Genomic DNA, 25,655 nt, shown 5'->3' on the forward strand with positions numbered 1-25,655 from the left:
TCGCAGGTCCGACCGGAGCGTAAACGGAGTTTGTTAAGGAACGGTAAGCTTACGGTAAGGATCAGGCTCAATCGCCGAGGATCCTGCAGCGTGTGCGCTGCTGCGCGACGGCAGCCGGCGGCTCAGCGCGGCCCGGGCCCGCCGATGGCATGGTCGAGCGCGTACTGCGCCTTGTTCCATTCCACGATCGTCCTGAGCCCGTTCTCGCGCGCCCGCACGAGGTCCTCTTCGGCCTGAACTGTCTCGAGAACCATGCCGACCTGGAAATCTTTTCTTTCGCGCGACAGACGGAAACCTTCCTCGGAGTCGCTGAGAAGTCGCCGCGACGCTTCCAGCTGTCCGGCGAGCGAACGGACCCGCGACTGGGCTTCGACGACCTCGCGCACGATGCGATCCTTCTGCCGCTGTTCGATCAGCTCCTCGGTCCGCAGGCGCGCACGGGCAGCGTTGATGGGAGCAGGATCGAGCAGGCCGCCGGGGCCGATGCGCCAGTTGATGCCGGCAGCGTAGTCCTGCGAAGCGCCTCCATGGTCCGGCCGGCCGTCCGGGCTGCCGCCGATTCCGCCGACCGATGCGAGCGCACCGATGCTCGGAATCAGCGGACCATACACGGCCGCGTCCTTCGCCTCGCGCGCGGCAGCCACCGCAGCCGCCGCCTGCTGCAGCTCCGGTCTCGACGCCACCGCGCGGGCGACAAGCGATTCGAGCGGCTGGTCCGCATCGACGAGCGTAAGCGTCGCGAGATCGCCGTCGCGCGGATGGAGGTCGACGCTGGCGTCGAGGTGAAGCAGATCCGAAAGGCGCGCGGCGGCGACGCGACGCTGGTCTTCGGCTTCGAGCACGGCGATCCGGCTTTGCTCGGTCAGCACCCGGACCCGCAGCTCATCTCCACGAAAGGCTACCCCGACGCCCACCGCGCGATGGAGCTCGTCCTGATAGGTCCGCGAGATGCGCTCGGCCTCTTCGCGCACTCGGAGGCTGACCGCGGCCGCGAGAAGATCAAGATACGCGTTCGCCGCCGACAGTATCGTGTCGTTGCGCTCTGTGTCGATGCTCGATGCCGCCGCGCGGACCAGCTGGTGCGCCGACAGTGCTGAAAAATACGTCGCGCCGACGTCGAGCTGCAGGTGGACACCGGCGCCGCCCGAATAGGACTGCTTGTCGACGTCGATGACTTCGCCTTCGACGTTCTGGATCCTGCCCGAATGACGATTGTAGGCTGCTCCCGCCGCCAGCCACGGAAAGAAGCGAGCGCGTGCACTGTGCTGGGCAGCTTCGGCAAGCCGCAGCCTTTCGCGCGCGATCTGGATCTCGAGATTGCGCGCGCCGGCAAGCTGGAGCGCCGTCGGCAGATCGATCGTCTGGGCAACGGCAGGCGCGTCTTCGGCACTCACGGTTTCGACAACCGCAAGTGAAGCGAACGCGAACACCAAAGCCGCTGCGCTCACGATTGCGATCCTGACTCTCGCCGATGTCATTGCGACTCCGCACGCTTGACCGGCTGGCCGTCGGCAAGGATCTGCTTGCCCACGAGAATGACCGGCTGGGCCTCGTCGATACCGTCGGCGATCTCGACCGTTTCGTGGTTCTCGAACCCGACGTGGACAGTCTTCTTTCTCGCGCGGGACTCGCCGTCCACGACAAAGACGCTTCTGCCGGTTTTTTCGGTGACGACCGCCGCCGCCGGCACAAGGAGCGCATTGCGGTGCAATTCAACGCCGATGCGCGCGGTCGCATACATCCCGGGGCGAAGCTTGCGTTCGGGATTGTCGACGTCGACCTCGGCGAGCATCGTTCGTGTCGCCTCGTCCAGACCATATGCGATCCGGCTGACGCTCGCGTGGAACGTGCTGCCGGGGAACTCATCGAACGTGATGTCGACGGGCTGGCCGTTGCGCACCGACGGCACGTCGGCTTCGGGCACGGCCACCTTCACGCGTACCTTTCGAAAATCGGCGAGGGTTACGATCGCTGCGTTGCCCGCCGTGCTGCCGGTGGTTGCGGCCGGCACGAATGCTCCCGCGTCCACGAAGCGTGCGGTGACGACACCGGCGAATGGGGCGGTGATTTTCGAGAAACCGAGCAGAGCTTGCTGACGTGCAAGCGCAGCTTCGGCAGAAGAGAGCCGCGCCGCCGCGTCGTCGGCCGATTGAGGCGTGACGAGATCGGGCGCCTTGCCCCGCGCATCCTTCAGCCTTGACGAAAGAAGACTCGCGACACCGACCTCGGCCCGGGCTTTGGCGATGTCGGCAACGACTTCGGGCACCTCGATCTCGGCGATCAGGCTTCCGGCCGCAACGTCGTCTCCCTTGTCTACAGCGATCGTCTGGAGATATCCGGCGACTTTCGCGTAAAGCGTGACCTGCTGCCACGCGGCGACAGTGGCAGGCAGGCTGAGGTTTCGAAGGATCTCTCCGCGCCGCGGCATCGCCTCCTGTACCGCAGCGGGCGCCGCCGCGGGTGCGGTCGTGGTCGGCGCAGGGCCGCAGCCGAACGTCGCCGCAGCGGCGGACACGGCCAGTACGCAATGCACAAGGGAACGGATCATCGTCATTTCGCACCTCGCGCGGCCGCCGGGCCCTGCAAGCTGCGCAGCAGATGATGGCGACTCCCCGGATCATCCGGATCGAGCGATCCGGAGACAACGCCCGCACGTCCGCGCAGAAGCACGAAGACCGACGGCACGACCAGCAGCGTGGCAAGCGTCGCGAACGCAAGACCGCCGATGACCGCACGCCCGAGCGGCGCCGTCTGCTGGCCGCCCTCGCCGGCTCCGATCGCCATCGGGAGCATGCCCGCAATCATCGCGCAGCTCGTCATGAGAATCGGCCGAAGCCGCGATTGTCCTGCGGCGATGGCTGCCGCCCTGGCGTCTCCGGACTCGCCGCGATGACGTTCCGCGAACGTGACGAGCAGAATGGCATTGGCGACCGCGACGCCGATCGCCATGATCGCACCCATCGCTGACTCCAGATTGAGCGTCGTTCCCGTCAGCGCGAGCACGATGCTGATCCCGGCCAGAACCGCCGGGATCGTCGACAGCACCACGAGCGCAAGCGCGACAGACTGAAAGCTCGCCATCAGCAGAAGCAGGATGACCACCACGGCAGCGACCAGGCCCGAACGGAATCCGCTGGTCAGCTGCGTCAGCGGCACGGCCTGGCCGCGTACGGCAACGCTTGTCTTCGCGGGAGGCGGACCGAGCTCACGGAGTGCGTCGGCGATCTGGGCGGTCACGGTCCCGAGATCGGCATCGTGCAGATTGGCCGTCAGGCTCACCAGGCGGGCCATGTTGTATCGCTCGTACGTGCCGACGGCGGTGCCGGGCTGCACGCTCGCAAGACTTCGAAGAAGCACGGGCTCGCCTTCGATGGTACCGACCGGCACGTTCTTCAGGTCTTCGGTCGATGTCATGCGCGACTGCGGGATCTGAACCTGCACGTTGTAGCTGACTCCGGAGGTCGGGTCCGACCAGAAGTTCGCGACGGTAAAGCGGCTCGAGGTCGTCGCGGCGACGAGCGAACGCGTGATGTCGTCGACTTTGACGCCGAGCAGGCCGGCCCGCTCCCGACTGACGTCGACATTGACGGTCGGAAAGTCGAGCGACTGGGCGAACTGTACGTCACGAAGCGTGGGCAGTTTCGAGAGTTTCCCGAATATCCGGTCTGCGAACTCCTTGTCGACCGAAAGACTGGGGCCGCTTACCGCGATCTCGACGGGCGTTGCCGCGCCGAAGCTCATCACGCGATTGACGATGTCGCTCGGCTCGAACGAGAACCGGATGCCCGGAAGCTCGCGCGCAAAGACGCCGCGCAGCGTTTCGCGAATCGTTTCATCGGGGGGAACCGCGCCGCGTTTCAGCTGCACCGCGAGCCAGCCCTCCTCGGGCCCGGCATTCCACAGGTGGATCAGGTTGACCGGATAGTTCGCAGCATGGACGCCGACCAGGCCGATCGACAGCTCGAGGTTGTCCGGACCGACTTCCCGGCCGACGATTTCGAGCACTTTCTTCGCAATCGACTCGGTCTGTTCGACGTTCGTACCGGTCGGCGCGCGGAAACGGATCGCGAGCTGTCCGGCGTCGACGCGCGGGAAAATTTCTGTGCCGAGATGCCCGCCGACCAGCCGGATCACGACAACGGCGGCCACGACATATGCGGCCGTCGCGGCCAGACGCGCACCGAGAATACGGTCGAGGAGCCTCGCGTACCTGCGCCGAAACGACTCGAACCCTGTGCGCCCGCGCGGCGACGCCGCCGCTTCGTCACGCGCACGAAGCATCCAGACCGACAGGACCGGGACCAGCGTGCTCGAGAGCAGGTACGACGCGATCATCGAGTATCCGACCGCCATCGCCATCGGCACGAACAGGGCCCTCGCCGAGCCCACCATGAAGAACGCCGGCAGGAAGACCGCAACGATGCACGCCATCGCCAGGAAGCGCGGCAACGCGGTCTCCTGCGTGGCATCGAGCGCCGAACGCGCGACGGGGCTTCCGGCTTCGCCGTGCGCATGGATGTTCTCGACCGTAACCGTGGCTTCGTCGACGAGGATGCCGACGGCGAGCGCAAGGCCGCCGAGCGTCATCAGGTTGATGTTCTGGCCGCTCGCCCACAGCGCGAGAGATGCCGCCAGCAGCGAGAGAGGGATGTTGAGCACGACAACGAACGCCGTTCGCCAGTCGCGAAGAAACACGAGAACCATGATTCCCGCCAGAAGCGCTCCGAGCAGGCCTTCGCGAGTCAGGTCGCCGATGGCGCGGGTGACGACCGGCGACTGGTCGAATTCGTAGTCCACCTTGACGTCGTCCGGAAGCGCGGCCTGAAAACGCGGAATGTTCTCCTGGACAAGGCGAACGACACTCAGCGTGGACGCATCGGCGCGCTTGGTCACCGGGATGTAGACGGTGCGGCGGCCGTTCGCGAGAGCGTAGGAGGTGACCACGTCCGAGCCGTCCTCGATCTTTCCGACGTCGCGCAGGAACACCGCACCCGCCGCTGTCGTTCGCAGCGCTACGCTCTCGAGGTCGTGGATGTTTCGCACCACCGAATTGACCGGCACGAACGGATACGAGTCGCCCAGGTTGATGTTGCCGGACGGACTGATCGCATTGGCGTGCGTTACGGCGGCCACCACGTCCTGCGGTGACAGGTCGTACGCTCGCAGTTTCTGGGGATCGACATTGACGACGATCGTACGCGCGCTTCCGCCGAACGGCGGAGGAGCGGAAACTCCGGGCAGGGTCGCGAACATCGGACGCACGATGTTCAACGCGGCGTCCTGCATCTGGCCGAGCGTGCGGGCGGGATTGTCTGTGGAAAAGACGAGATAGCCGACCGGGACGCTTCCGGCATCGAAACGCATCACGAATGGAGGCACGGTCCCCGGCGGCATGAACGCACGCGCACGGTTCACATAGGCCACCGTCTCCGACATCGCCTGCGACATGTCGGTTCCCGGATGGAACTGAAGCTTCATCAGCGACGCGCCCTGGATCGATTTCGATTCCACGTGCTCGATGCCGGTGATGTAGAGGAAGTGGTACTCGTAAAAGTACGTCAGGTTCCCTTCCATCTGTGCCGGGTCCATCCCGCCGTACGGCTGGGCGACGTAGATCGTCGGCACATCCAGTGGCGGAAAGATGTCGCGGCTCATGCGTTCGAGCGCGAGAAATGCGCCGAGCACGACGGCCACGACAATCGCCACGACCGTAAGCGGCCGGCGCAGGGAGAAGCGGACCGGATTCATGGATGGTGCACGGCGGAAACCCCGAGGAGACGCGACGCTAGCGCGTCCATGTGTGCGCCGCCAGTACGGACCCGGTTGCGCAATCCGGCCCGCATACGGCGTGGGAATGCGACCGGGATCAAACCGTCGGAAACCGCAGCGAGAAGGTACTGCCGTGCCCGGGCTTGCTCTCGACGTCGACCGAACCGCCCTGGGTCTGCACGATGTGCTTGACGATCGCGAGGCCGAGCCCGGTTCCTCCGAGCGAACGGCTGCGCGCCTTGTCGACGCGGTAGAAGCGCTCGAACAGCCGCGGCAGATGCTCCGCATCGATGCCGGGCCCGTGATCACGTACGGTGATCGAAACCGACCCGCCCGACGATGAACCACGGATCTCGACGACGTCGCCTTCATCCGAATACTTGATCGCATTGTCGATCAGGTTGACGACGGCCTGCTCGACGAGCGCTCCGTTGACCGGTGCGCTGAGGCCGGCCGCGCACGTCGCATCGAGCCGGATCTTCTTCTGCTCGGCCTTGTTGCGACAGACGTCGACCGCTCCGTCGATCACCGTCGCCAGCAGAGTCGGCGACTTTTCGATCCCGGGCTGGCCGGTTTCCTGGTCGATGCGCGAGAGCACCAGCAGGTCTTCGATGATCGCTCCGAGGCGATCGGCCTGCCGCGAGGCGATCTCGACGAAGCGGCGGGCATTTTCCGGCTCTTCGAGCGCGCCGCCGAGCAGCGTCTCGAGGAAGCCTTTGATGGACGTGACGGGGGTTTTCAGCTCGTGCGAGACGTTGGCCACGAAATCGCGGCGCACGGTCTCGAGCCGGCGAAGCCGCGTGACGTCGTTCAGCACGATCACTGCGCCGATGCGACGACCGGCGGCGTCGAGCACCGGCGCTCCGTGTGCCTGCAGATGGCGCGGCTCGTCGCCGTGGAGCGCGATGTCGCGCTCCAGCACCGCGTCGGCAGCGAGCGCCTCTGCGACGAATTTCTGGAGCGGTATGTTGCGGGCGACTTCCTGGATCGTGCGGCCGATGGCCTGGCGCGCGTCGACGTCGAGCAGCCTGGCTGCCGCGTCGTTGAGCGCCATCACGCGTTCGTTGCGGTCGATGGCGAGCACGCTTTCGATCATGCTCGACAGCACGGCTTTCTGCTCGTTGCGCTCGGCAACCAGCGTCGCAATGCGGCCGTCGAGCTCCCTGGCCATCTTCTGCATCGCACTGGCCACGCGCTCGATCTCGACCGAGCCTCCGGACGGAAGCGGCCGCGCGAGCCTGCCGTGGGCATATTCGTCGGCGAGCACTTCGAGCTCTTCGAGCGGACGCGTCAGCCGCCGCACGAAGAAGAATCCGAACGACAGCATGACGAGAGCCACCAGCGCCGCCGCCATGGCGGAACGCACGCGCAGCTGGCGATCGGCTGTCTCGAGCGCCTCGAGCGGTACTCCCACGCGTACGACGCCGAGCGTGCGCCCGTCGCGGCGGACCGCACGCGCCGAGTACATCATCTCGGTGTTGATGGTGTCGCTGTGCCGCACGGCCTCGCCGACTCCCGACTGGAGAGCAGCTGCGATCTCCGGGCGCCTGGCATGATTGTCCATCAGCGCCGGATCGTTGTCGGACTCGCCGAGCACCGTTCCGTCCGGCGCGATCACCGTCACGCGAACCTTCGCCTGCTGGCCGATGCGCTTGGCGACCGGATCGATCGCGGCGCGGTTCGCATCTGCGAGCAGTCCGCCGACGGCTTCGTCGAGGAGCGCGCTGGCCGATGCCAGCTCGGATGCGATCTGCGCCGAGTGCGACGAACGCATCAGGCGCGACGCCTGCCAGGAGACCGCGACGAGGCCGACCGTGATCAGCACCGCGAGCGGTACCGCAAGCTGCCACAGCAGCCGCGACCGGCGCATCGTCTCTGCCACGCTCACTCCTTGAAACGATAGCCGACGCCGCGCACGGTCTCGATGAGGCCACCGAAGCCGCCGAGCTTGCGCCGGAGCGCAACGATCTGCACGTCGACGGCTCGCTCGGTAACCGGATAGTTCTCTCCGCGGATGCCGTCGACGATCTGGTAGCGCGTAAAGACCCATCCCGGACGGCGCGCGAGAAAGTGCAGGATGCGGAATTCGGTATTGGTCAGCACGACCTCGTCTCCGCCCGCGCGCACTTCATGGCGGCCGGGGTGAATTTCGATCTCGTGAACGTGCAGCGTCTCACTTTCGGCGGGAACCGCGATCGTACGCCTCCTGAGAACCGCACGCACGCGCGCGAGCAGGATCTTGATGCCGAACGGCTTGGTCACGTAGTCCTCGGCGCCGAGCTCGAGGCCGGCGACGATGTCGGACTCCTCACCTCGCGCAGTGACCATGACGATCGGAATGTCTTTGGTAAGGGGATCGGACTTGAGGGATCGGCAGACTTCGAGACCATCCATGCCGGGAAGCATGAGGTCGAGCAGCACGAGGTCCGGCGGCTTGCGCCTGGCGGCTTCGAGTCCCTTCTCGCCGCTCGCGACGGTGGTCACGACGTAGTGCTGTTTCTCCAGGTTGTAACGAATGAGCTCGGCAATATCGTCTTCGTCTTCCACGACGAGAATCGTTTCTCTCGACATATGTGGTTCTTGTCGCACACGACGGCCGTCTTGCAAGGTTTGCGTTCGACCTTTCGTGTGAGTTTTTGGTTAGCGTGGTGCGCAGCCTCTTTCGTCCGCACATCGAAACGGCAGCCGTCCGTTGCGACAACGCGCAAACCACTCGCGAGCAACGCAGCAGGCAGCAAGAGGCACCGCAGCGCCTGAGATCCCCGATCAGCACGAGAATGCCTGTGCCTCCTCGTACGCGGCCCGGCATGAAAACGGCCGGCGCGGGCAAGAATTTCGTTATTACGGGTGGCTTCCGGGCGACTTCAGCTTTAACGTTGCCCGTCGGAACCGTGACGGACCAAGGGAGGTTTCCGGGATGAATTCAGCCAGACAGATGTTGTTTCTTTTGAGCGGCGCGGCGCTTCTGACCGCCTCGTTCTCGATCGTTCCGCCGCCGGCCCTGAGCTGCGGCGACAAGGATTCCGCCTGCGCATGCGGCGCGGCCTGCCCGTCGATGGGTGAAAATCCCACTCCGGGAGCCTGTGCATGCGGAGGCGCCGGCGAGGCTGCTGCGGCAGGCGCCGACGACCACGCCGGCGGGTGCGAGCACGCCGCTGCATTGAAGGATGCCGGCACGGCCACGGGCGGTCTTCGGGCCGTGATCGATCCGGCTACCGGCCAGCTCACGGCACCGGATGGCGCTTCGGCAGCCGCGGTTGCCGCTCCGGCCGCCGCAGCAGCAGCCGAGGCTCCCAGGGTTGTCGAGGTTCCGCAGCCCGGCGGTGGCGTGATGGCCGCGGTACCGGCCAATCGGACCAACCACGCCGTAGCGACCGTCGACGAGAACGGCAAAGCCCAGACCGGCTGCGCGGAATAGCCAGCCCCGGTCCTGAGCGGCCGAGGCGCGCGTCGCCACATCAAAACCGGGACAGGCACAGATTTCACGATCTGTACCTGTCCCGGTTTTTCTTTGACGTTGCGCTGCCGCTCGCCTCTCGTCGCGGTCTCGCGACGCTGATACGAGACGCTAGTAGATGATCTTGCCGCCGCCGACTTCCTGCGGCGTGACGATCCTGCTCGCCGACTCGCGGCGCATCTGACGGGCTTCTTCGATCATCCGGTCAAGCCCGGCCTGAATGGCCGCCGGAAACCTCTCGATCGCCTCCGCCAATGTCGCCGCCTCGACCGGCGCATGCACCGGCACGAGGCCCTGCGGCGTGAGGATCTGGGTTTCTACCGAAAACATCGTCGGGCGGCTGTCGTCGGTGCTGCCGTCGACCTTGACCGGCGTCAGCCGGCGAATCGTCGCGACGCGAAGGTCCGAGAAGACTTCCTCCCGATAGAGGTTTGTCGCATCGACTTTGAGCTCGTCGAGCTTGATGGTTTCGCTCATCGTCCTTTCTCCTGGCCTCGCTTTTTTTGCTGGCCTCGCGACGCATCTGCGCACGCGGCGGCCGGGCTGCTGCAACCCGAGGTACGGGTAGGACAAGCGGAAACCGGAGTCGAGCGAGCGAGTCTCAGTCGCGCGAGGACTCCAGTGTCAGGCGCGCGAGCGTTCCCATCCGGTGAGCGTCCGCATCACAGGGGTGAGCGTTCCACATCACGCGCGCGAACGCGCGAGGCTCGCGTAGTCCGGCCGCCCCGCATCATTCCATTCGCGGAACAGCTCGAAGAAGTCCGGGCCCATCGGATCGAGACCGCGGATCGGCATCGATCCGCGGCGAATCGTCCAGTCGTGCGGCGCGAGCTCTCCGGCGCGAAGGAAATGCTTTTCGGCCGCGTCGCGATCGCCGCGCTGGAACAGGAACCACGCGAGCGCGAATTCCGCGCGCGCGAGCTGTTCGTCGTGCGTCGGCGCCGGCTGCTCGCGCGAGACGTCGGCCGGCGACATCGGCAGCTCGCCGTCGAGAACCCAGCGACGTACGGCGTCCAGGTGCGGCGCGGATTCCTTGCCGTGGAAATCCTTGAACATGTCGCTTCCGTACTCGATCGCCGGCGCGCGCACGATGAGCCCGTTCTCGTCGATCCAGATCACCGTCGAGATGTTGATGATTCCGTAGCGGTGCGCGACGACGTGGTTGGAATCGATGAGCGCCACGTTCTCGTACGCCGGCTCTTTCGGAGGAAACGCCGCAAGCGCGCGTTCGACGTACGGGCGTGCATCTTCCGGAGACTGGTCGAGCGCAACGGTGAGGACGGTCAGTCCCTTCTCGCCGAGCTCATTCTGAAGTTGCTGCCAGACCGGCAGCTCTTCGCGGCACCCTCACCAGGATGCCCAGGCAATCAACAGGGCCTTTCGGCCGCGGTAATCACCCAGGCTGTGCGTGCGTCCGCTGAGATCGGGAAGCGTGAAGTCAGGAGCGAGGCGGCTCGCGATCGACGTTCGTCGTTCGCGCGCCGATTGGCCGATCGATGCTGCGCCGGCATCGGTGTCGCACGCAATCGGACGATCGGTGAGCTGCGCAAACGCGACGAGATCGATCGATCCGCCTGCGAGCACGGCAGAGGAAGGCGGCAGCGGGATGCAGACCTCGTCGCGGCAGAGGCCTTCGCGTTTGAGCGACCAGCCGAGCGAGCGCTCGAGATCCGCCGGCGAGACGAGCACGCGCGAGCCGTCGATGCGGGCATCGACGCTCGTCGTTCGTTCGTCATCGATGATCGTGAAGTCCATTGCGATGCTGGCCAGGCTCATGCCGGCTCGGCCGGCGGTCCGGCGTTGCGCAGCGGGAACACGACACGCGGAGGCGGCTGGTAGTTCATCGCGCGCATCGCGGCCTTGTACATCCGGTTGAAACGGACGCCGTCCCAGAAACCGAAGGTCATCATTTCGCCGTACGTCAGGTGGCGCTGCCGAAGCCACGCCGAATGCCATCCGCCGCCGACGCTGACGACGACCGGCGCGTCGACTTCCGGATACTGGTCGGCCGTGATGTCGAGCGTGTGCTCGCCGACGCGCAGCCATACGTGCGACTGCCACGGCAGCCCGGTGCCTCCACCGCCGCGCTCGCCGTAAACGAACGAGACCAGCGGGACCTGGAGCTCGGTAACGAGGTACTTGGCGATCAGCTGCGAGCTGTGCTTGCAGCACCCGATCGGAAACCGGGCCATGACTTTCGAGTGCCGTCGGACACTCGATTTCTCGAGCGCCCGGCGAAATTCGAGCGCCGTCACCGCCAGCTCGTGGGTGCTTTGAAAAACTCTTCGTCGCATCGGGACCCTGGTTGCCGACGGCAATCCCGCTTGCCGGGGGAACCCTGTCAGGTCGCGACTTTTAACCTGTCCGCAGGAATTTGACCACAGCGAATCCGGGGGAAACGCCGGAAAATGCCGGCGGCGGTCAGCCTTTCAGGGATGACGAGCTGGCGGCCACCAGCGGCAGGACGGTCTGCTCGACCGGCTCGGAGCCCTCGAGGAACGCTTCCATCCGGCGGTAGGCCTCGTCGTCCGTGTACTGCCGCGGCGGATGCTTGCAGAACCACGCGGCCGGCTCGTAGAGAACCCCACCCCGGCCGCGGTCGAGGGCGAGCCGGCAGCAGCGGATCGCGTCGATCGCGACCCCGGCGGAATTCGGCGAATCCTCGACCGAAAGCCGAAGCTCGAGCGACAGCGGCACGTCCCCGAACATCCGGCCTTCGATACGCAGGAAGCAGACCTTGTTGTCGTTCTGCCACGGGACGTAGTCGCTCGGACCGATATGGATGTTGTCGTCCTCGAGCCTTTCGCCGGCCACCGACTGGACGGCCTCGGTCTTGGAAATCTTCTTCGACGCCAGGCGCTGGCGGTTCAGCATGTTGAGGAAATCGGTGTTGCCGCCGGTATTCAGCTGGTACGTGCGGTCCACCTTGACTCCGCGCTTGGCGAACAGGTCCATCAGCGTCCGGTGCGTGATCGTCGCGCCGAGCTGCGCCTTGATGTCATCTCCGATCAGCGGAAGGCCGGCTTCCTCGAACCTCCGCGCCCATTCCGGATCGCTCGCGATGAACACGGGCATGTTGTTGATGAACCCGCAGCCGGCCTGCAGGGCGCACTCCGCATAGAAACGGGTTGCCTGCTCGGATCCGACCGGAAGATAGTTCACGACCATTTCCGCACCGCTGCGCTTGAGCTCGCGAACGACGTCGATGGCCTCCGGCTCGGGCGCGCCCCCGGGTTCGAACGTTCGCTCCCCGGGATATTCCGACATGTGCTCGGAGACGCCGTCCAGAATGCGTCCCATGCGCACCTCCACTCCCAGAGCCGGAACCTGCGGGCAGAAGCGGGCAGTGCAGTTGGGCGGGGCGAAGATTGCTTCCGACACGTCGCGTCCGACTTTGCGCCGGTCGATGTCGAATGCCGTAACTACTTTGATATCGCTCGGAACATAGCCGCCGATTGATCGGTGCATCAGGCCGATTGCCGCACCGAGCCGAGCTTCGTCGTAGTAGTGGATGCCCTGGACCAGGGAGCTGGCGCAGTTGCCAACCCCGACAATGGCGATCTTGATCGTGCTCATCCGCGCTTCGTCTCCTGGCGCTATGATGTCGGTCGCGTGAGCGGCTGATCCGCGGGACAAAGGGTCACGACACCCGAACAAACGATAGTTCTATCCTCGCGGATATGACAGAGTCCGGGCCCGATGATCACCTCGCCTGAGTCCCGTCGCCGTCCCATCAACTGGCCTACAGTGCTCTTCATCATCGCCACCACGACCGGCGCGCTGATCTGGCCGTTTTATGCGTGGCACCAGGGTGTGACCTGGTCCGAAATCTCACTGGCCGTTGCTTACTACTTTGCGTGTGGATTGGCGATCACCGTCGGCTACCACCGTTTCCTGTCGCACCGGACGTTCAAGGTGCATCCGGCTGTGGAGATGATGTTCCTGCTGTTCGGCGCGGCCGCGTGGCAGGGGTCGGCGCTCGAGTGGTCGGTCGATCACATCCGCCATCACTCGCACATCGACACCGAGGCCGACCCGTACAACCGCCGTCGCGGATTCTGGTATTCGCACATGGGATGGCTCGTCCGCCGCGACACCGACGTGCAGATGGCGCGCATTCCGCACTTCCTCAAGAACGACTGGATGGTGATGTGGCAGCACCGCTGGTACGTGCCGATCGCTGTCGCGACCAGCTTCATCATTCCTCTCGCGCTGTGCGGGTGGCACGGGCTGCTGCTGGTCGGCGCGGTGCGCATCGTGGCGCTCCACCACACCACGTGGTTCATCAATTCGTGGGCGCATACCGGCAACCAGAGGCCGTACAACCCGGACGTGACCGCATCCGACAACTGGCTGCTCGCCATCATCGCTTTCGGCGAGGGCTGGCATAACTACCACCACGCGTTTCCGAACGACTACCGCAACGGCGTCCGCAAGTTCGACTGGGATCCGAGCAAGTGGCTGATCTGGACGCTCTCGAAGCTCGGCGTCGCGTACGACCTGAAACGCGTCAATCCGGCCACGATCTGGAACCGCCGCGTCGAGGCGCTGCTCGCGTATGAAGGCTGCGCGAGCACGCGCGCCCGGCTGCTGACGGGCACGCGCGAATCGCTCGAGCGGCTGGCAGCGCGCAGCGAAGCCCGCCTCGCGCTGCTGTCGTCGCGCATCCACGAGCAGTTCGCATCGCACGTCGACCTTGCCGATCTTCGCCAGCGCGTCTCCAACCGCATGGACGAATGGAAGCACGCACGCGATCGCCGCAGCCTCGCCCGCGCGCGTCGCATCGACGAAGCCATCGAGCAGCTGATGCTCTACCGCGATCTTCTCGAGCGGCTGTCTTCCTCGCCGGCCGCTTTCCAGGCGAGATAGATCGGCGACGACCACGCGCGCTCCTCGTTCGGAGCCAGGCAGTCGTCGTCATACGGCGTTCGCCAGTCTCCGTAGCATGGCGAGACCTGCGTACACTTGCCGGTCGCGTCCGCACTGCAGCGCAGCCCACCCGCGTTGATCGCGAGCGTCGGTTCCTGGATCGCCCGCACGTAGTACAGGACGTCGCGCGATCCGCCCGCAAAGTCCGGATCGCTGAACTCGACGGCACAGCCGTTTTCGGACTTCTCGCATTCGAGCGTTTTCCACGGATCCTCGATCAGCCGCGCAATCGGCTCGCCGGGTCGTACCTGCGGCCGGATGCGGACCACTTCGATGCGCGAGATGCGGTGGCGTGTGTCGGACGGGTTGTAACACTCGCCGCCGCACAGGCGCTTTACTCGCTTCGCCTCGAGGCCTTCGAACGTGAATGCGGGGCAGCCGGGTTTCTGCTCGGGGCTTCCGACCGCGCGTACTCGGAACGTGGGTTTGCCGGACCACGTGAGACTCGCTCCCATCGGCGCGACGGCGTCGTCGCCGCGCACCAGATCGAACCACAGCAGGATCCGCTCGCCGCTGGTCGCGTAGACTTCCCGGCGCTGGAGCGCGTCCCAGACCGCGTCGCGGTCGCGGCGCTCGGCGTGCAGCGCCACCAGGCCGCCGGTGTAGTAGAACGACGAGCTGCGCTCGAAATCGAGAATTTGAAAACGCTGGAAGCGATTGTTCTTGGGATCGATCGCTTCCGAATCGGGGTTCGCCTTGCCGAGCGGTCGCGCCCATCGCCGCCAGAACGCGCTGCGCGGGCCGAACGCATCGGTCATTCCGTGCCGCTGGATTTCCTTGTAGCCGGTGCCGGGCCGCGCCGAATGATTGTCGCTCGAGCCGATGAATCCCGCATGCAGCCGACGCGGCGCGGCGGGATCGCTGAAATCGGTGAGCGCGAGCGCGTACTGCAGCGAGCCGCCCGGACGCGGCTCGAAGACCGGATCGAAGCAGTCGAGACATTGTCCGCACACGCCCCATGCCGCGACGTCCGCACCGGAGATCGTAAGGCGGCCTGAGGCACCGGCGGCAAGATAGTTGCGCCGCGCATCGTCGACACGGGTCCGGCACTCGTCCGACGCAGGATCCTTGCATCGCGAGCGAATGATTTCTCCCGCGCGCCAGCAGCACGGCTCATAGTCGGCGGTCGGCTCCGGGCAGACGAGCTGTCCCTGCGGATCGATGCCGGCTTCGCGCCACGATCGATACTCCTCGGTGTTGCCGTCGCCGGAGAAGATCTCGACCAGTCCGTTTTCTGCGCCGCGCAGCGACTTGTCGAAAAAGTACGCCGGCGGCGTGTAGGTTCCCCACGTCATGCCGTGCGGCACGACGATGCTGTCGGCGTTCCACTGTTCGAGCTTCTCGAAGAGCTCGGCCGGAGTCTTTGCGTAGTCGATGCAGTCGTCGGTGACGTCCTTTACGTCGACACCGGTCGGGCACGCTTCGGTCTGACGTGTTTCGCTCCAGAACTGCAGGAAATCGAGGTAACGGCTGCGATTGCGCCAGTCGATCTGCGGCAGAAGGTAACGCACGGCGGCCGGAAGCTTGTCGCTCATGACCTGACCGGCAAACGCCGACGCGGCGATCGGTCGTCTGGGAATCCTGTCGTCGTCGAGGTCCTTCAGGATGACGTTGCGGTGTCCGTAGTGCTCTTCCGCAGCCAATCCGATCTGCGTCCATTCGAAGCCGAGAAACGAGATGAGGTCGGGGGTTTTCGAGCTCGCGCCGATGGCATTGCAGCGACGGATCGTTTCGATCGTCTGTTGCCAGCGGCGGGGAGTCAGCGATTCGGCGTGGTCGGTGATGCCCCAGAAATCGAGACCGGAGCAATAGCGCGCAAAGTCGCACGCCGTCGCAACCGGATGCACGCCGGTTCCCTGCATCAGCGGCAGGCTCATCAGGAACGCGTCGGCCGAAAAGCTGCTGTGCACGTGCAGATCGCCGAAAAGGATCTGCTTGTCCGGAACGCGTGCGTGCGCGGCGGCAGAGACCAGCACGGCCGCGTTCTTCTGCGACTCGCTGCGCGCTGCGACGACGGCTTCGGGAATGGCCTTGCCGTGTATCGTGCCGGGGCCCTGGGATTCGCCGCGACAACCGGCTGCGAGCACTGACACCCACAGCATTGCCGCTCGCGCTGCCGCCGCGGCAGCGGTCGCACGGTTTCGCCTCGGATGCATCGGATCGCATTGTGCCCATCGAAGAGGGTTTGGCCAGCGGCGCTGCTGCAGACGAGGTTGTCCGTCCTCCGGTGCCGTGACAGATTCTCCTCGATGCGTGCTTCGCCAGAGCAATCCACGAGCGATACGACGACGGCAGGCAAGCGCCTTCTGGTTGCGAGCCCGCGCGGTTTTTGCGCCGGAGTTTCGTACGCGATCGAGATCGTCGATCTCGTGCTCGACCACTACGGACCTCCGGTCTGGGTTCGCCACGAAATCGTCCACAACCGCCACGTCTGCGACCGCCTGCGAGCGCGTGGAGCGATCTTCGTCGACGATCTCTCGCTGGTCCCGCCCGGCAGCCTGCTGATCTTCTCTGCGCACGGCGTGGCGCCATCGGTGCGCAACGAGGCCGACGGCAGGAACCTTCGCGTCATCGACGCAACCTGCCCGCTGGTGACCAAGGTGCACCTCGAAGCACTGCGCTTCGCCCGCGAAGACTACCGGATCCTGTTGATCGGCCACCGCGGCCACGTCGAGGTCGAAGGGACGCTCGGGCACGCTCCCGAGCGCATGTGCCTCGTCGAGACGGTCGCCGACGTCGAAGCGCTCGACCTTGCCGCCGACGAGCGGATTGCGGTCGTCACGCAGACCACGCTCTCGGTGGACGACACGCGCGAAGTCGTCGAAGCCATCCAGCGCCGCTTCCCGCAGGCTCGCACCCCGAAGAAAGACGACATCTGCTACGCCACGCAGAACAGGCAGACTGCCGTCAAGGACCTCGCTCTTCGCTGCGGCCTCGTGCTCGTGATCGGCTCTCCGAGCTCGAGCAACGCCAACCGTCTCGTCGAAGTTGCCAGAACCACCGGTGCGCGCGCGCACCTGATCGAATGCGCCGCCGACGTCAACGCCGACTGGCTGGCCGATACGGCAGCAGTCGGCCTTACGGCCGGCGCATCGACGCCCGAAGGTCTCGTTCAGGAAACGATCGAACGCCTGCGCTTGCTCGGCTGCAACGAAGCCGAGGATCTCGAGACGGCGCGCGAGAACGTCACGTTCACGCTGCCCCGCGAGCTGCGCGCGATCGCGTCGGCGCGCGATCCGCGCGAGCTCGAAGCGCAGCGGCTGCCGCGCGGGCAGCAATAGACGGCGCAACGACGCGTCCCTCCGGGTCGGCCGCGCCGCCCGAGCCCTCGAATCCGTCGAATCGCGCACGCCGCGCGGTACCGCCGAAAAACGCCTCGATCGCCTTCGCTGGCAGCGCCGGCATTCCGACGCGGCTCCTGCCGGTGTGATCGAGTAGCCGCGCGCCTTCCGGCAGCCGGCGCGGAAGCGTTCCGCGGACTCTCGCTTCGTAAACTGACGCGCGGATCTTGCGGCCGACGATGTCGTGACGGATTTCGAAAGATCGACCGGCGATCGACACATCGAGTGCCGCTCGCGCGCGCACGAGGTCCGCGAGCGCGGTTTCGACGTCCGAGGAGGCTTCGCCGTTCGAGCAGGCGGCTTCGCCCCTTTCGATTGTCGGCAGCTCCCACAGCCCGGCGAGCAGCGCATCGCCGCGCGATCGTCGCAGCAGCAGCACACGGCCGCCGACGACGACCATCGCACACGCGAGCTCGATTTCGCGCGGCGCTTTTCGCGCGCGCAGCGGGGCGAATGCGAGCGGATCACCGCTCGCACGCGCACTGCAGATTCGCGCCAGCGGGCAGAGCTCGCAGCGCGCGATCTTCGCAGTACAGACCGCCGAGCCGAGATCCATCAACGCTTCGTTGATTTCTCCCGGGCTGTCGCAATCGACGAGCCGCGCTGCGAGGTCGACGACGTTTTTGCGACCGTCCGCCGAGCGCGGATCGGTGACTCCGCCGATGCGTGCAACGACGCGCAGCACGTTCGCATCGAGCGCCGCTTCGCGCTCACCGAACGCGATCGCAAGGATGGCGCTCGCGGTGTACGACCCGATTCCGGGAATGCCCTCGAGTGCTTCGCGCGAACGTGGAATGCGGCCGGAATGCTCGGCGGCAACGCAGCGTGCGCCGGCATGAAGCATTCGCGCCCTTCGGTAGTAGCCGAGGCCCGACCACTCGGCGAGCACGTCGTCCTCGTGCGCGCGGGCGATCGCTGCGATCGACGGGAATCTGCGCATGAATCGCTTGTACGGCTCGACCACCGCCTCGACGCGAGTCTGCTGCAGCATCACTTCGGAGACCCAAACCCGCCATGGATTGCGACGGCTTCGCCACGGCAGCTCGCGCCGCGACTGCGCGTACCACGAAAGCAGCGCGCGGCGCGCAGTTGCCGCTTGCCGCGGGGAGCTGAGTGGTCCTTCGCTGGCGTCCCGAGGCACGCCAAGCGTTTCCACGGAACCGCGTCCGGCCGCAACGCGTGCGGTGCGGCGGTCGATCTGGCGGCGATGAGATCTGGCCGTGATGGCGGCGAGCTATGCGAAGGGCTGCAGCAGTGCGCAGACCACGCGGCGCATCTCGGCGGTGGCGGTTGCGACGTCGTAGCCGGAAAAGCGCCGCATCTCGTCCCAGACCTGGAACGTGCAGAACGCCGCGATCGTATCTCCAAGCCGGTTGTCACCCCCGGCCCGCGCGACGTTGAGCTCGGGGCCAAACGCGCGCTCGACATCGAATCGGTGAAGGTTGCGGGCGAGCTCGAGGCGCTCCGCAACGATTCTCGAGAACGGCTCCTGGAGCATTGCGGCACGCCGGATCGGCGCGATCGTCTCGTAAAGGTTGGAGCGGTAGTTGACGAACACGTCGATGCGCGACGGCAGGTCGCCATCGTAGTTCGTACCCGTGTAGAGGCGCGCCACACGGTTGGTCTGGCGATCCGAGACCGCCACGAACAGGTCCTCGAGGTCGGCGAAGTGCTGGAAGACCGAACGTACGGAAAGTCCCGCCTGCGAGGCGATCGAGGCTGCGGTCGGCTTGAGGTCGCCACTGTCGAGGAGAGCGATGGCCGCGTCGACGATCGCTTCGCGCGTCTTGACCGCGCGCGCTCTTCGCCCGTCGACGGTAACGACCGTCGCAGTACCCGCCGAACCCATGAGGTCCCTATATTCCATCTTGCACCAAATGTGCGAATAGTTTTCTTTTCCGGGGTTAGTTACGCGGCGCGTCAGCCGGGGCAGCGGCATACGTGCGGCACTGCGCGTCGCTCCGTGCGCGTGCCTTCGGCGCTCCCAACCTGGTAAAATAACAGATGATTTTTACGACTTACGGCTACGGGGCGGTGCCTTTGCACCAGCGGCGACGCTCCCCGTTTCATCCGGGCCAGTCAGCGAGCCGTTATCAAAATGTGCCGGAAGTCGGGGTGCTGCCTGCGGTCGGGACGCCAATCGAGAATCAAAGTCCGCGGCTCCGACCTGACCGCCGGCCCGGCGCGAGTATTGCGAATCGATCAGGTCGCCGCACGCATGAATGCACGAAACCACATCTTCAGCGCAGCCGGAATCCGGACCTGCAGTGACCATATGCGCAACCGCCAACACGATGAGCGGTCGAGGCGCGAGCGAGCGTGCGCGCAGATGACGACAACACGACCAGTGACATCAGCGCTGCGATGGAGTACACACGATCCGCTGGATTGCAGACCTCAGCGGGGAATCAGGTCAGTAACGTGCCGGTAAAGGGGCTGAAACAGGCAGGTCTTCATACGATCGTGGCGGCGCTCACGGCACTTGCAGCCCTGCGCGCGGGCCCCGCATCCGCAACGCCGACCGCACCCGCTTCACGCTACGCATCGATCGTCATCGACGCAGACACCGGGTCCGTTCTTTACGAACGCAACGCCGATCTGCCGCGCTATCCGGCTTCGCTCACCAAGATCATGACGCTGTACCTCGCCTTCGAGGCACTGGCGACAAAGAAGCTCTCGCTCACCGACGAGCTTCCCGTCTCTGCGTATGCCGCGGGCCGCGACCCGTCGCGACTCGACCTCGCCCCCGGCTCCAGGCTCAAAGTCGAGGATGCGATTCGCGCGATCACGACCAAATCCGCCAACGATGCCGCCTGCATCATCGCGGAGGCGCTCGGCGGCGGAAGCGAGAAGCACTTCGCTGAACGGATGACCGCCAAGGCCAAGGCGCTCGGACTTACCCAGACCACGTTCCTGAATGCATCGGGCCTGCCGGAAGACGGGCATCTGACGAGCGCCCGCGATCTGGCGCTGCTCTGCAAGGCGCTGATCCAGAAATATCCGGACTTCTACCGTTACTTCTCGACGGACACGTTCGAGTTTCACGGCACCCGCTTCAACAACCAGAACCGCTTCCTCCACACCTACTACGGCGCCGACGGCATCAAGACCGGATTCGTCAATGCATCGGGTCATAATCTTGCTGCGTCGGCGGTTCGCGGCGGCAAGCGCCTGATCGCCGTCGTCCTCGGCGGCGACACACAGGCCTGGACGAGAGAACACGCCACCCGCCTGCTCGACGTCTCGTACGCGAAGATCGATCCGAGCCTGGTGATGGTCGCGAGCAATGCGGTCAATGCTGCCGACGAAGCGGCGGAGTCCGCGCCCACGGTGACCGCCGCAGTCGCATCGCCGCCGGCGCCGCAGACCCCCGTGGTGCAAGGCTCCCAGCCGCCTCCGCCGCCTGCCGTGGCGACTACCGCCACTGCGAGCCCGCTCCCGCTTCCCAACGCGACGGCGAATCTGACGGCATTCGTCGCCACCTCGACCGCACCAGGATCTCCTGGACCTGCGGCAAGTACCGGCACCGTGTCGGACTCCGTACCCACGAAGCCTGTTCCCGCGGCAGCAACGAAGCCCGCACAGGCTGCTGCGCCCGTCCCGGCGCTCGCCGAGCCCGCCAGATCTGCAGCGGCAGCGAGTCCGCCGGCCTCCCCGAATTCGTCGACCGGCCGTGCCGCGAGCGAGAAAGCGCCGCCACAGCAGAAAGAGCCGACGCCGGCGGCAACGCATTCTGCCGCTCCTCCTGCCGCAATCGTTCCTGCGTCGGCAGCACCGGCTGCCGCCACTGCTGCAACTCCGATCGCTGCACCCCCGAAATCTCCGCAGAAACCCGCCGAGGCTTCCGTGCCCGTTGCGGCCGCTCCTGCCGGATCAAGCGGCGGCGCGCTGCCAGTCGTCGAGACAGTCTCATCGTCTTCGGGCGCGGCCACCGGCGGGGACTGGTCGGTGCAGGTCGGTCTGTTCCGCGATGCAACGGTTGCTCGCCGCCGCGGTGAGGAAGCGCGCCAGCAGATGCCCATGCAGCTTCGCGGCGCCGATCTCGTCGTCGGGCGCGCCGTGGACGGCGTGCACGTGACGTCGCGCCTCAGCAGGCTCACCGAGCAGGACGCCCGCGCTGCCTGCAACGAGCTTCAGCGAGGGCGCGTGCCGTGCGTCGTCGTGCCTCCCGGCCGGCCGCTGATCGTCGCCACCAACTGACCTTCCTGTCCCAGGCCCGCTGTGGGCCTGTTCACGTCCGTCGATCTCCGCCCGCGCCCAGTATGCCTTCCTCCGCCTCGTAGCGCCGGCGCGCTCCCCCAATGACGTGACTCACACGCTTTCTTTGGCCTAAGGCCAGGCCACCGAAGTTGACGAGATCGTTTAAGTCGGACAGGGTCTTGCCTGTGCTGAATGTGCAGGGGGTCCTTTGGTCGGCAGCGGAGGCCGATCACAGAGGGTCAGGGTAGCGGAAACGCCAGGTCTTCGGGCGCGTCGAGGAGGGAGCTGTCCGGCTTCTTCCAACGACTTGCGTCCATCTTGGCAGGGGATGACCGGATCGGCGCACGGCCGGTCCGCGAGCAGCGACTGCGATAGTCGAAGGTCGAAAGAGGTAAAGGAGACGTCATGAACAATTTCATCAGGAACCATCGGAGCACTCGCGCATCGGCGGGTCGTTTCGCGTTCGCCGTTCTGCTCGCTGCGATGGCAACGGCCGGCTCTAGCCGGAGCGCGAATGCAGCGCCGTGTCTCGAAGAAGCGTTCGGCACCGACACGGTCTGCACGTCGAACGATATCCGGGTCGCCACGATCGCAGCGACCGAGGTCACCGAAGCCTGCGACGGCAGTCCGAACGACACGTTCACCTTCACCGGAAGCCTCGAGGTCGAGTTGTCCGCGACCACGCGCTACGACATCGGCTTCTACGTCGGCGAGAACCCGCAGTCCTCGACCAACGCCGACTGCTCGGTCGGCATCATCGACCCGGCCCTCGATCCTGCGGTCACTGACCAAGACCAGGACCAGTGCGGCGACGTGACCGGAACCGGCGTCAGCGGCGTGCTCGTCACCGGCATCCAGGCACCGTGCATCGACGCGAACCACGACGGCTTTTTCGACGTCAACATCTGTTCGTCGTGGAAGAACTCGGCGGACGGCGTCTGCACCGGCCCCGAAACGGCGATCCCGGAAACCAAGTCGAAGTGCGACTGCCAGGTCCTGGCCGTGGAAGTTCCCAAGTGCGACCAGTTCCCTTCGCTCTGCGAAGACAACAATGTCTGCACCGACGACATCTGCAGCGTGGGCGCGCCGGGCACCGACGACTTCGGCTGTCTCCACACCCCCAATACCAGCCCGTGCACGGATGACGGTCTGTTCTGCACCGGCACGGAAGTCTGCTCGGCCGGCTCATGCACGAGCTCTGGCAATCCGTGCATCGGCGGCGATGTCTGCGGCAACGTCTGCAACGAAGACGCCAACAACTGCCTCGTGACCCAGGGAACGGTCTGCCGCGCAGCCAACGGCATCTGCGACACGGCCGAAGTCTGCACCGGAACATCTCCGTCGTGTCCGGGCAACGGCTTCCTCGGGGGAGCGACCACGTGCCGCGCGGCCAATGGAATCTGCGATGCAGCCGAAGTCTGCAGCGGCACCTCGCCCGACTGTCCGGCCAACACGTTCCAGACCGGCACGACATGCCGCGGATCGAATGGCATCTGTGACGTCGCCGAAACCTGCAGCGGTTCGTCCGCTTCATGTCCGGCCGATGCATTCCTCGCCACCTCCACGCAGTGCCGTGGTTCGAACGGCATCTGTGACGTTGCCGAAAACTGCACCGGCACTTCTGCATCGTGTCCGAACGACGGATTCGTCAATGAGGGCACCACGTGCCGCGGCTCGGGCGGAATCTGCGATACCGCCGAAGAGTGCACCGGCTCGTCGGCCGCATGCCCGACCGATACGTTCCTCGGCACCACAGTCACGTGCCGCGGGTCGGCCGGAATCTGCGACACCGCCGAAGTCTGCAGCGGAGCATCGGCCTCGTGCCCCGGCGACACGTTCCAGAACGGAACGATCTGCCGCGCCGCCGGCGGCGTGTGCGACGCAGCGGAAACCTGCAGCGGAACCAGCGCCAGCTGCCCGACCGATATCTTCGGAACCGAAGTCTGCCGTCCGGCATCGGGCATTTGTGATACCGCCGAGTCCTGCACCGGTTCGGGCGGCAACTGCCCGCCCGATGCGTTCCTGACCGGCAACACGTGTCGCGCGGCAAACGGCATCTGCGACGTGGCCGAAACCTGCTCAGGCCAGTCCGCATCGTGCCCGGCCGACAGCTTCGCCGACGACTCCACGCTCTGCCGCGGAACAGCCGGCATCTGCGACGTCGCCGAAAACTGCAGCGGAACGTCCGCTTCGTGCCCGAACGATGCATTCAACACGGGACTGACGTGCCGCGGGTCGGCGGGCGTGTGTGACACGGCCGAGACCTGCAGCGGTTCGTCGGCTTCGTGTCCGACCGATGCGTTCCAGACCGGAACCACCTGCCGCGCATCCGCCGGCGTGTGCGATACGGTCGAGACCTGCAGCGGATCGTCGGCTTCGTGCCCGACCGATGCGTTCCAGACCGGAACCACGTGCCGCGCATCGGGCGGCGTCTGCGATACGGTCGAGACCTGCAGCGGCTCGTCGGCTTCGTGCCCGGCCGATGCGTTCAACAACGGCCTCGTCTGCCGTGCAGCAGGCGGAATCTGTGACGCCGCCGAGACCTGCAACGGATCGTCCGCATCGTGCCCGACCGACGTCTTCACGGCGTCGAGCGTGCAGTGCCGCGCCGCCAACGGCGTGTGCGACACGGCCGAGAACTGCAGCGGCTCGTCGGCAACCTGCCCGGCGGATACGTTCCGCGGCACGGCGACGACCTGCCGCGCAGCGGCCGGAATCTGCGACACGGCAGAAACATGCAGCGGGACATCCGGTGCGTGTCCGGCCGATACGTTCAAGACGACCCAGTGCCGTGCGTCGGCAGGAATCTGCGATGTCGCCGAGACCTGCACGGGCTCGGCGGCCACCTGCCCCGCCGACGTGTTCAAGACCACGGTCTGCCGTGGTGCGAACGGCGAGTGCGACGTGGCCGAAACCTGCACGGGCCAGGTCGCGACGTGTCCGGCCGATGCATTCAAGCCGAACGGCTCGGGATGCTCTTCGGACCAGAACGTCTGCACCAACGACGTCTGCAACGGCTCCGGCACGTGCACGCATCCGAACAACCACGCCGATTGCGATGATGGTCTCGCCTGTACGGAAGACGATCAGTGCAGCGGCGGAACCTGCAGCGGCGAGGAGAAGGACTGCGCCGATGACGACCAGTGCACGCTCGACACCTGCAGCGAAAGCCTGGGTGGCCTCTGCCAGCACGCGAATGTCTGCAACGACATCTGCCGCCGTCCGGGATGGTGGGGCAAGCGCGGCGTCGACATCGTGCAGGATCTGCTCGATTCGGCGGACGGACTCGAGGTCTGCGGCCAGTCCATCACGACCACCGCGGTGGACAACGGCGACAACGTCGACGACCTCGGCCTGTCGTCTGCTCTCGAAGGCCTGTGCGTGGAAGTCGACAGTACGCCGATTCGCCGGCTCTATCGTGAGCTCGTGACGGCAGCCCTGAACTGCACGATCAGCGGACGCCCGGACAACTGCGATGCAGTCGTCAGCCAGTTCGTCGACGTGTCGTTCAGCGATTGCAACGAGCTCTGCGAAATCGGAGACGGTTCATCGCAGGCGGCGAGGCGCTGCGCGCACGAGCTCGACTGCTACAACAGCGGCGGTCGCTTCGAGGACGGCAAGTGCTCGTACGGCGACTGCAACATCACCGGCGAGCGTTGCGGCGGCGATTACGGCGCGTGTCCGCCGGTGTCGCTGATCACGCACATCGTGTTCCAGAAGTGCGAGCGCTTCGAGGGCAACTGCCGCGACGAGCTGTTCTGCAACACCGGTCTCGACATCCCGAGTGGCTGCGACGAGAACTCGAGCAACCACATCCACGTGACGAGCAGTGATGCGTGCAAGGACGCGAAGGACAACGACTGCACGATCGACGACTGCGACTAGCGGAAACCAGTCACGCCGGCTGCCGGGTGCAGCCGGCGTGACAAAGACGAAGGGGCGGAACCGAAAGGTCCCGC

General features: G+C 65.8%; 17 protein-coding genes. 5 read left to right on the forward strand and 12 right to left on the reverse strand.

Annotated elements, in window-relative coordinates:
• Positions 1-122 precede the first annotated feature (122 nt).
• From VN634_01210 to VN634_01230, 5 genes are all read right to left on the reverse strand, one after another.
• The gene (locus tag VN634_01210) at positions 123-1,448 is read right to left on the reverse strand and encodes a TolC family protein (GenBank protein ID HXC49476.1); all 1,326 of its coding nucleotides are present in this window, start codon (positions 1,446-1,448) and stop codon (positions 123-125) included.
• A 26-nt stretch (positions 1,449-1,474) separates the two neighbouring features.
• Complete coding sequence (locus tag VN634_01215) at positions 1,475-2,548, reverse strand: efflux RND transporter periplasmic adaptor subunit (protein HXC49477.1); 1,074 nt, start codon at positions 2,546-2,548, stop codon at positions 1,475-1,477.
• Between the two features lie 2 nt (positions 2,549-2,550).
• Positions 2,551-5,748, reverse strand: coding sequence for an efflux RND transporter permease subunit (locus tag VN634_01220; GenBank protein HXC49478.1), 3,198 nt, complete (start codon positions 5,746-5,748; stop codon positions 2,551-2,553).
• 118 nt (positions 5,749-5,866) lie between these two features.
• Entirely contained in the window at positions 5,867-7,651 is a 1,785-nt protein-coding gene (locus VN634_01225; GenBank protein ID HXC49479.1) for an ATP-binding protein, read from the reverse strand.
• Positions 7,652-7,653: 2 nt separating this feature from the next.
• Positions 7,654-8,340, reverse strand: a complete 687-nt coding sequence (locus VN634_01230) for a response regulator transcription factor (GenBank protein ID HXC49480.1) — start codon at positions 8,338-8,340, stop codon at positions 7,654-7,656.
• Between the two features lie 346 nt (positions 8,341-8,686).
• Between VN634_01230 and VN634_01235 the strand changes: the two genes are divergently transcribed.
• Positions 8,687-9,187, forward strand: a complete 501-nt coding sequence (locus tag VN634_01235) for a hypothetical protein (protein ID HXC49481.1) — start codon at positions 8,687-8,689, stop codon at positions 9,185-9,187.
• 150 nt (positions 9,188-9,337) lie between these two features.
• Here VN634_01235 and VN634_01240 read toward each other — a convergent pair whose 3' ends face one another.
• The 4 genes from VN634_01240 to VN634_01255 all read right to left on the reverse strand — a co-directional run bounded on the left by VN634_01240 (position 9,338) and on the right by VN634_01255 (position 12,802).
• Positions 9,338-9,703 (reverse strand): hypothetical protein, encoded by a 366-nt coding sequence (locus VN634_01240; protein HXC49482.1) that lies wholly within the window; start codon positions 9,701-9,703, stop codon positions 9,338-9,340.
• A gap of 207 nt (positions 9,704-9,910) precedes the next feature.
• Entirely contained in the window at positions 9,911-10,981 is a 1,071-nt protein-coding gene (locus tag VN634_01245; protein HXC49483.1) for a TlpA disulfide reductase family protein, read from the reverse strand.
• Between the two features lie 17 nt (positions 10,982-10,998).
• Positions 10,999-11,481 carry a hypothetical protein gene (locus VN634_01250; protein HXC49484.1) on the reverse strand — a complete coding sequence of 161 codons (483 nt, stop codon included), beginning with the start codon at positions 11,479-11,481 and terminating at the stop codon, positions 10,999-11,001.
• Positions 11,482-11,647: 166 nt separating this feature from the next.
• Positions 11,648-12,802: an inositol-3-phosphate synthase gene (locus VN634_01255; GenBank protein HXC49485.1), complete on the reverse strand. Its 1,155-nt coding sequence runs from the start codon at positions 12,800-12,802 to the stop codon at positions 11,648-11,650.
• A gap of 123 nt (positions 12,803-12,925) precedes the next feature.
• Between VN634_01255 and VN634_01260 the strand changes: the two genes are divergently transcribed.
• A complete protein-coding gene (locus VN634_01260) occupies positions 12,926-14,095 on the forward strand; it encodes a fatty acid desaturase (GenBank protein ID HXC49486.1) in 1,170 nt (389 codons plus the stop codon).
• On the opposite strand, the gene VN634_01265 is transcribed toward VN634_01260, so the two are convergent.
• Positions 14,038-16,311: a DUF3604 domain-containing protein gene (locus VN634_01265; GenBank protein ID HXC49487.1), complete on the reverse strand. Its 2,274-nt coding sequence runs from the start codon at positions 16,309-16,311 to the stop codon at positions 14,038-14,040. The genes VN634_01260 and VN634_01265 overlap by 58 nt on opposite strands.
• Before the next feature lie 93 nt (positions 16,312-16,404).
• Here VN634_01265 and ispH point away from each other — a divergent pair, with 93 nt between their 5' ends.
• Positions 16,405-17,436 (forward strand): 4-hydroxy-3-methylbut-2-enyl diphosphate reductase, encoded by a 1,032-nt coding sequence (gene ispH, locus VN634_01270; GenBank protein HXC49488.1) that lies wholly within the window; start codon positions 16,405-16,407, stop codon positions 17,434-17,436.
• Here ispH and VN634_01275 read toward each other — a convergent pair.
• Positions 17,348-18,637 carry an A/G-specific adenine glycosylase gene (locus VN634_01275; protein HXC49489.1) on the reverse strand — a complete coding sequence of 430 codons (1,290 nt, stop codon included), beginning with the start codon at positions 18,635-18,637 and terminating at the stop codon, positions 17,348-17,350. The two genes, ispH and VN634_01275, sit on opposite strands and share 89 nt — an antisense overlap.
• Before the next feature lie 93 nt (positions 18,638-18,730).
• Complete coding sequence (locus tag VN634_01280) at positions 18,731-19,363, reverse strand: TetR/AcrR family transcriptional regulator (GenBank protein HXC49490.1); 633 nt, start codon at positions 19,361-19,363, stop codon at positions 18,731-18,733.
• A gap of 521 nt (positions 19,364-19,884) precedes the next feature.
• On the opposite strand from VN634_01280, the gene VN634_01285 reads away from it, so the two are divergent.
• Together VN634_01285 and VN634_01290 are read left to right on the forward strand one after the other, a co-directional pair.
• A complete protein-coding gene (locus tag VN634_01285; GenBank protein ID HXC49491.1) occupies positions 19,885-21,696 on the forward strand; it encodes a D-alanyl-D-alanine carboxypeptidase family protein in 1,812 nt (603 codons plus the stop codon).
• Between the two features lie 405 nt (positions 21,697-22,101).
• Positions 22,102-25,581: a hypothetical protein gene (locus tag VN634_01290; GenBank protein ID HXC49492.1), complete on the forward strand. Its 3,480-nt coding sequence runs from the start codon at positions 22,102-22,104 to the stop codon at positions 25,579-25,581.
• Positions 25,582-25,655 lie beyond the last annotated feature (74 nt).

It is taken from the genome of Candidatus Limnocylindrales bacterium (assembly GCA_035571835.1).
GTDB lineage: Bacteria > Desulfobacterota > Binatia > UBA1149 > CAITLU01 > DATNBU01.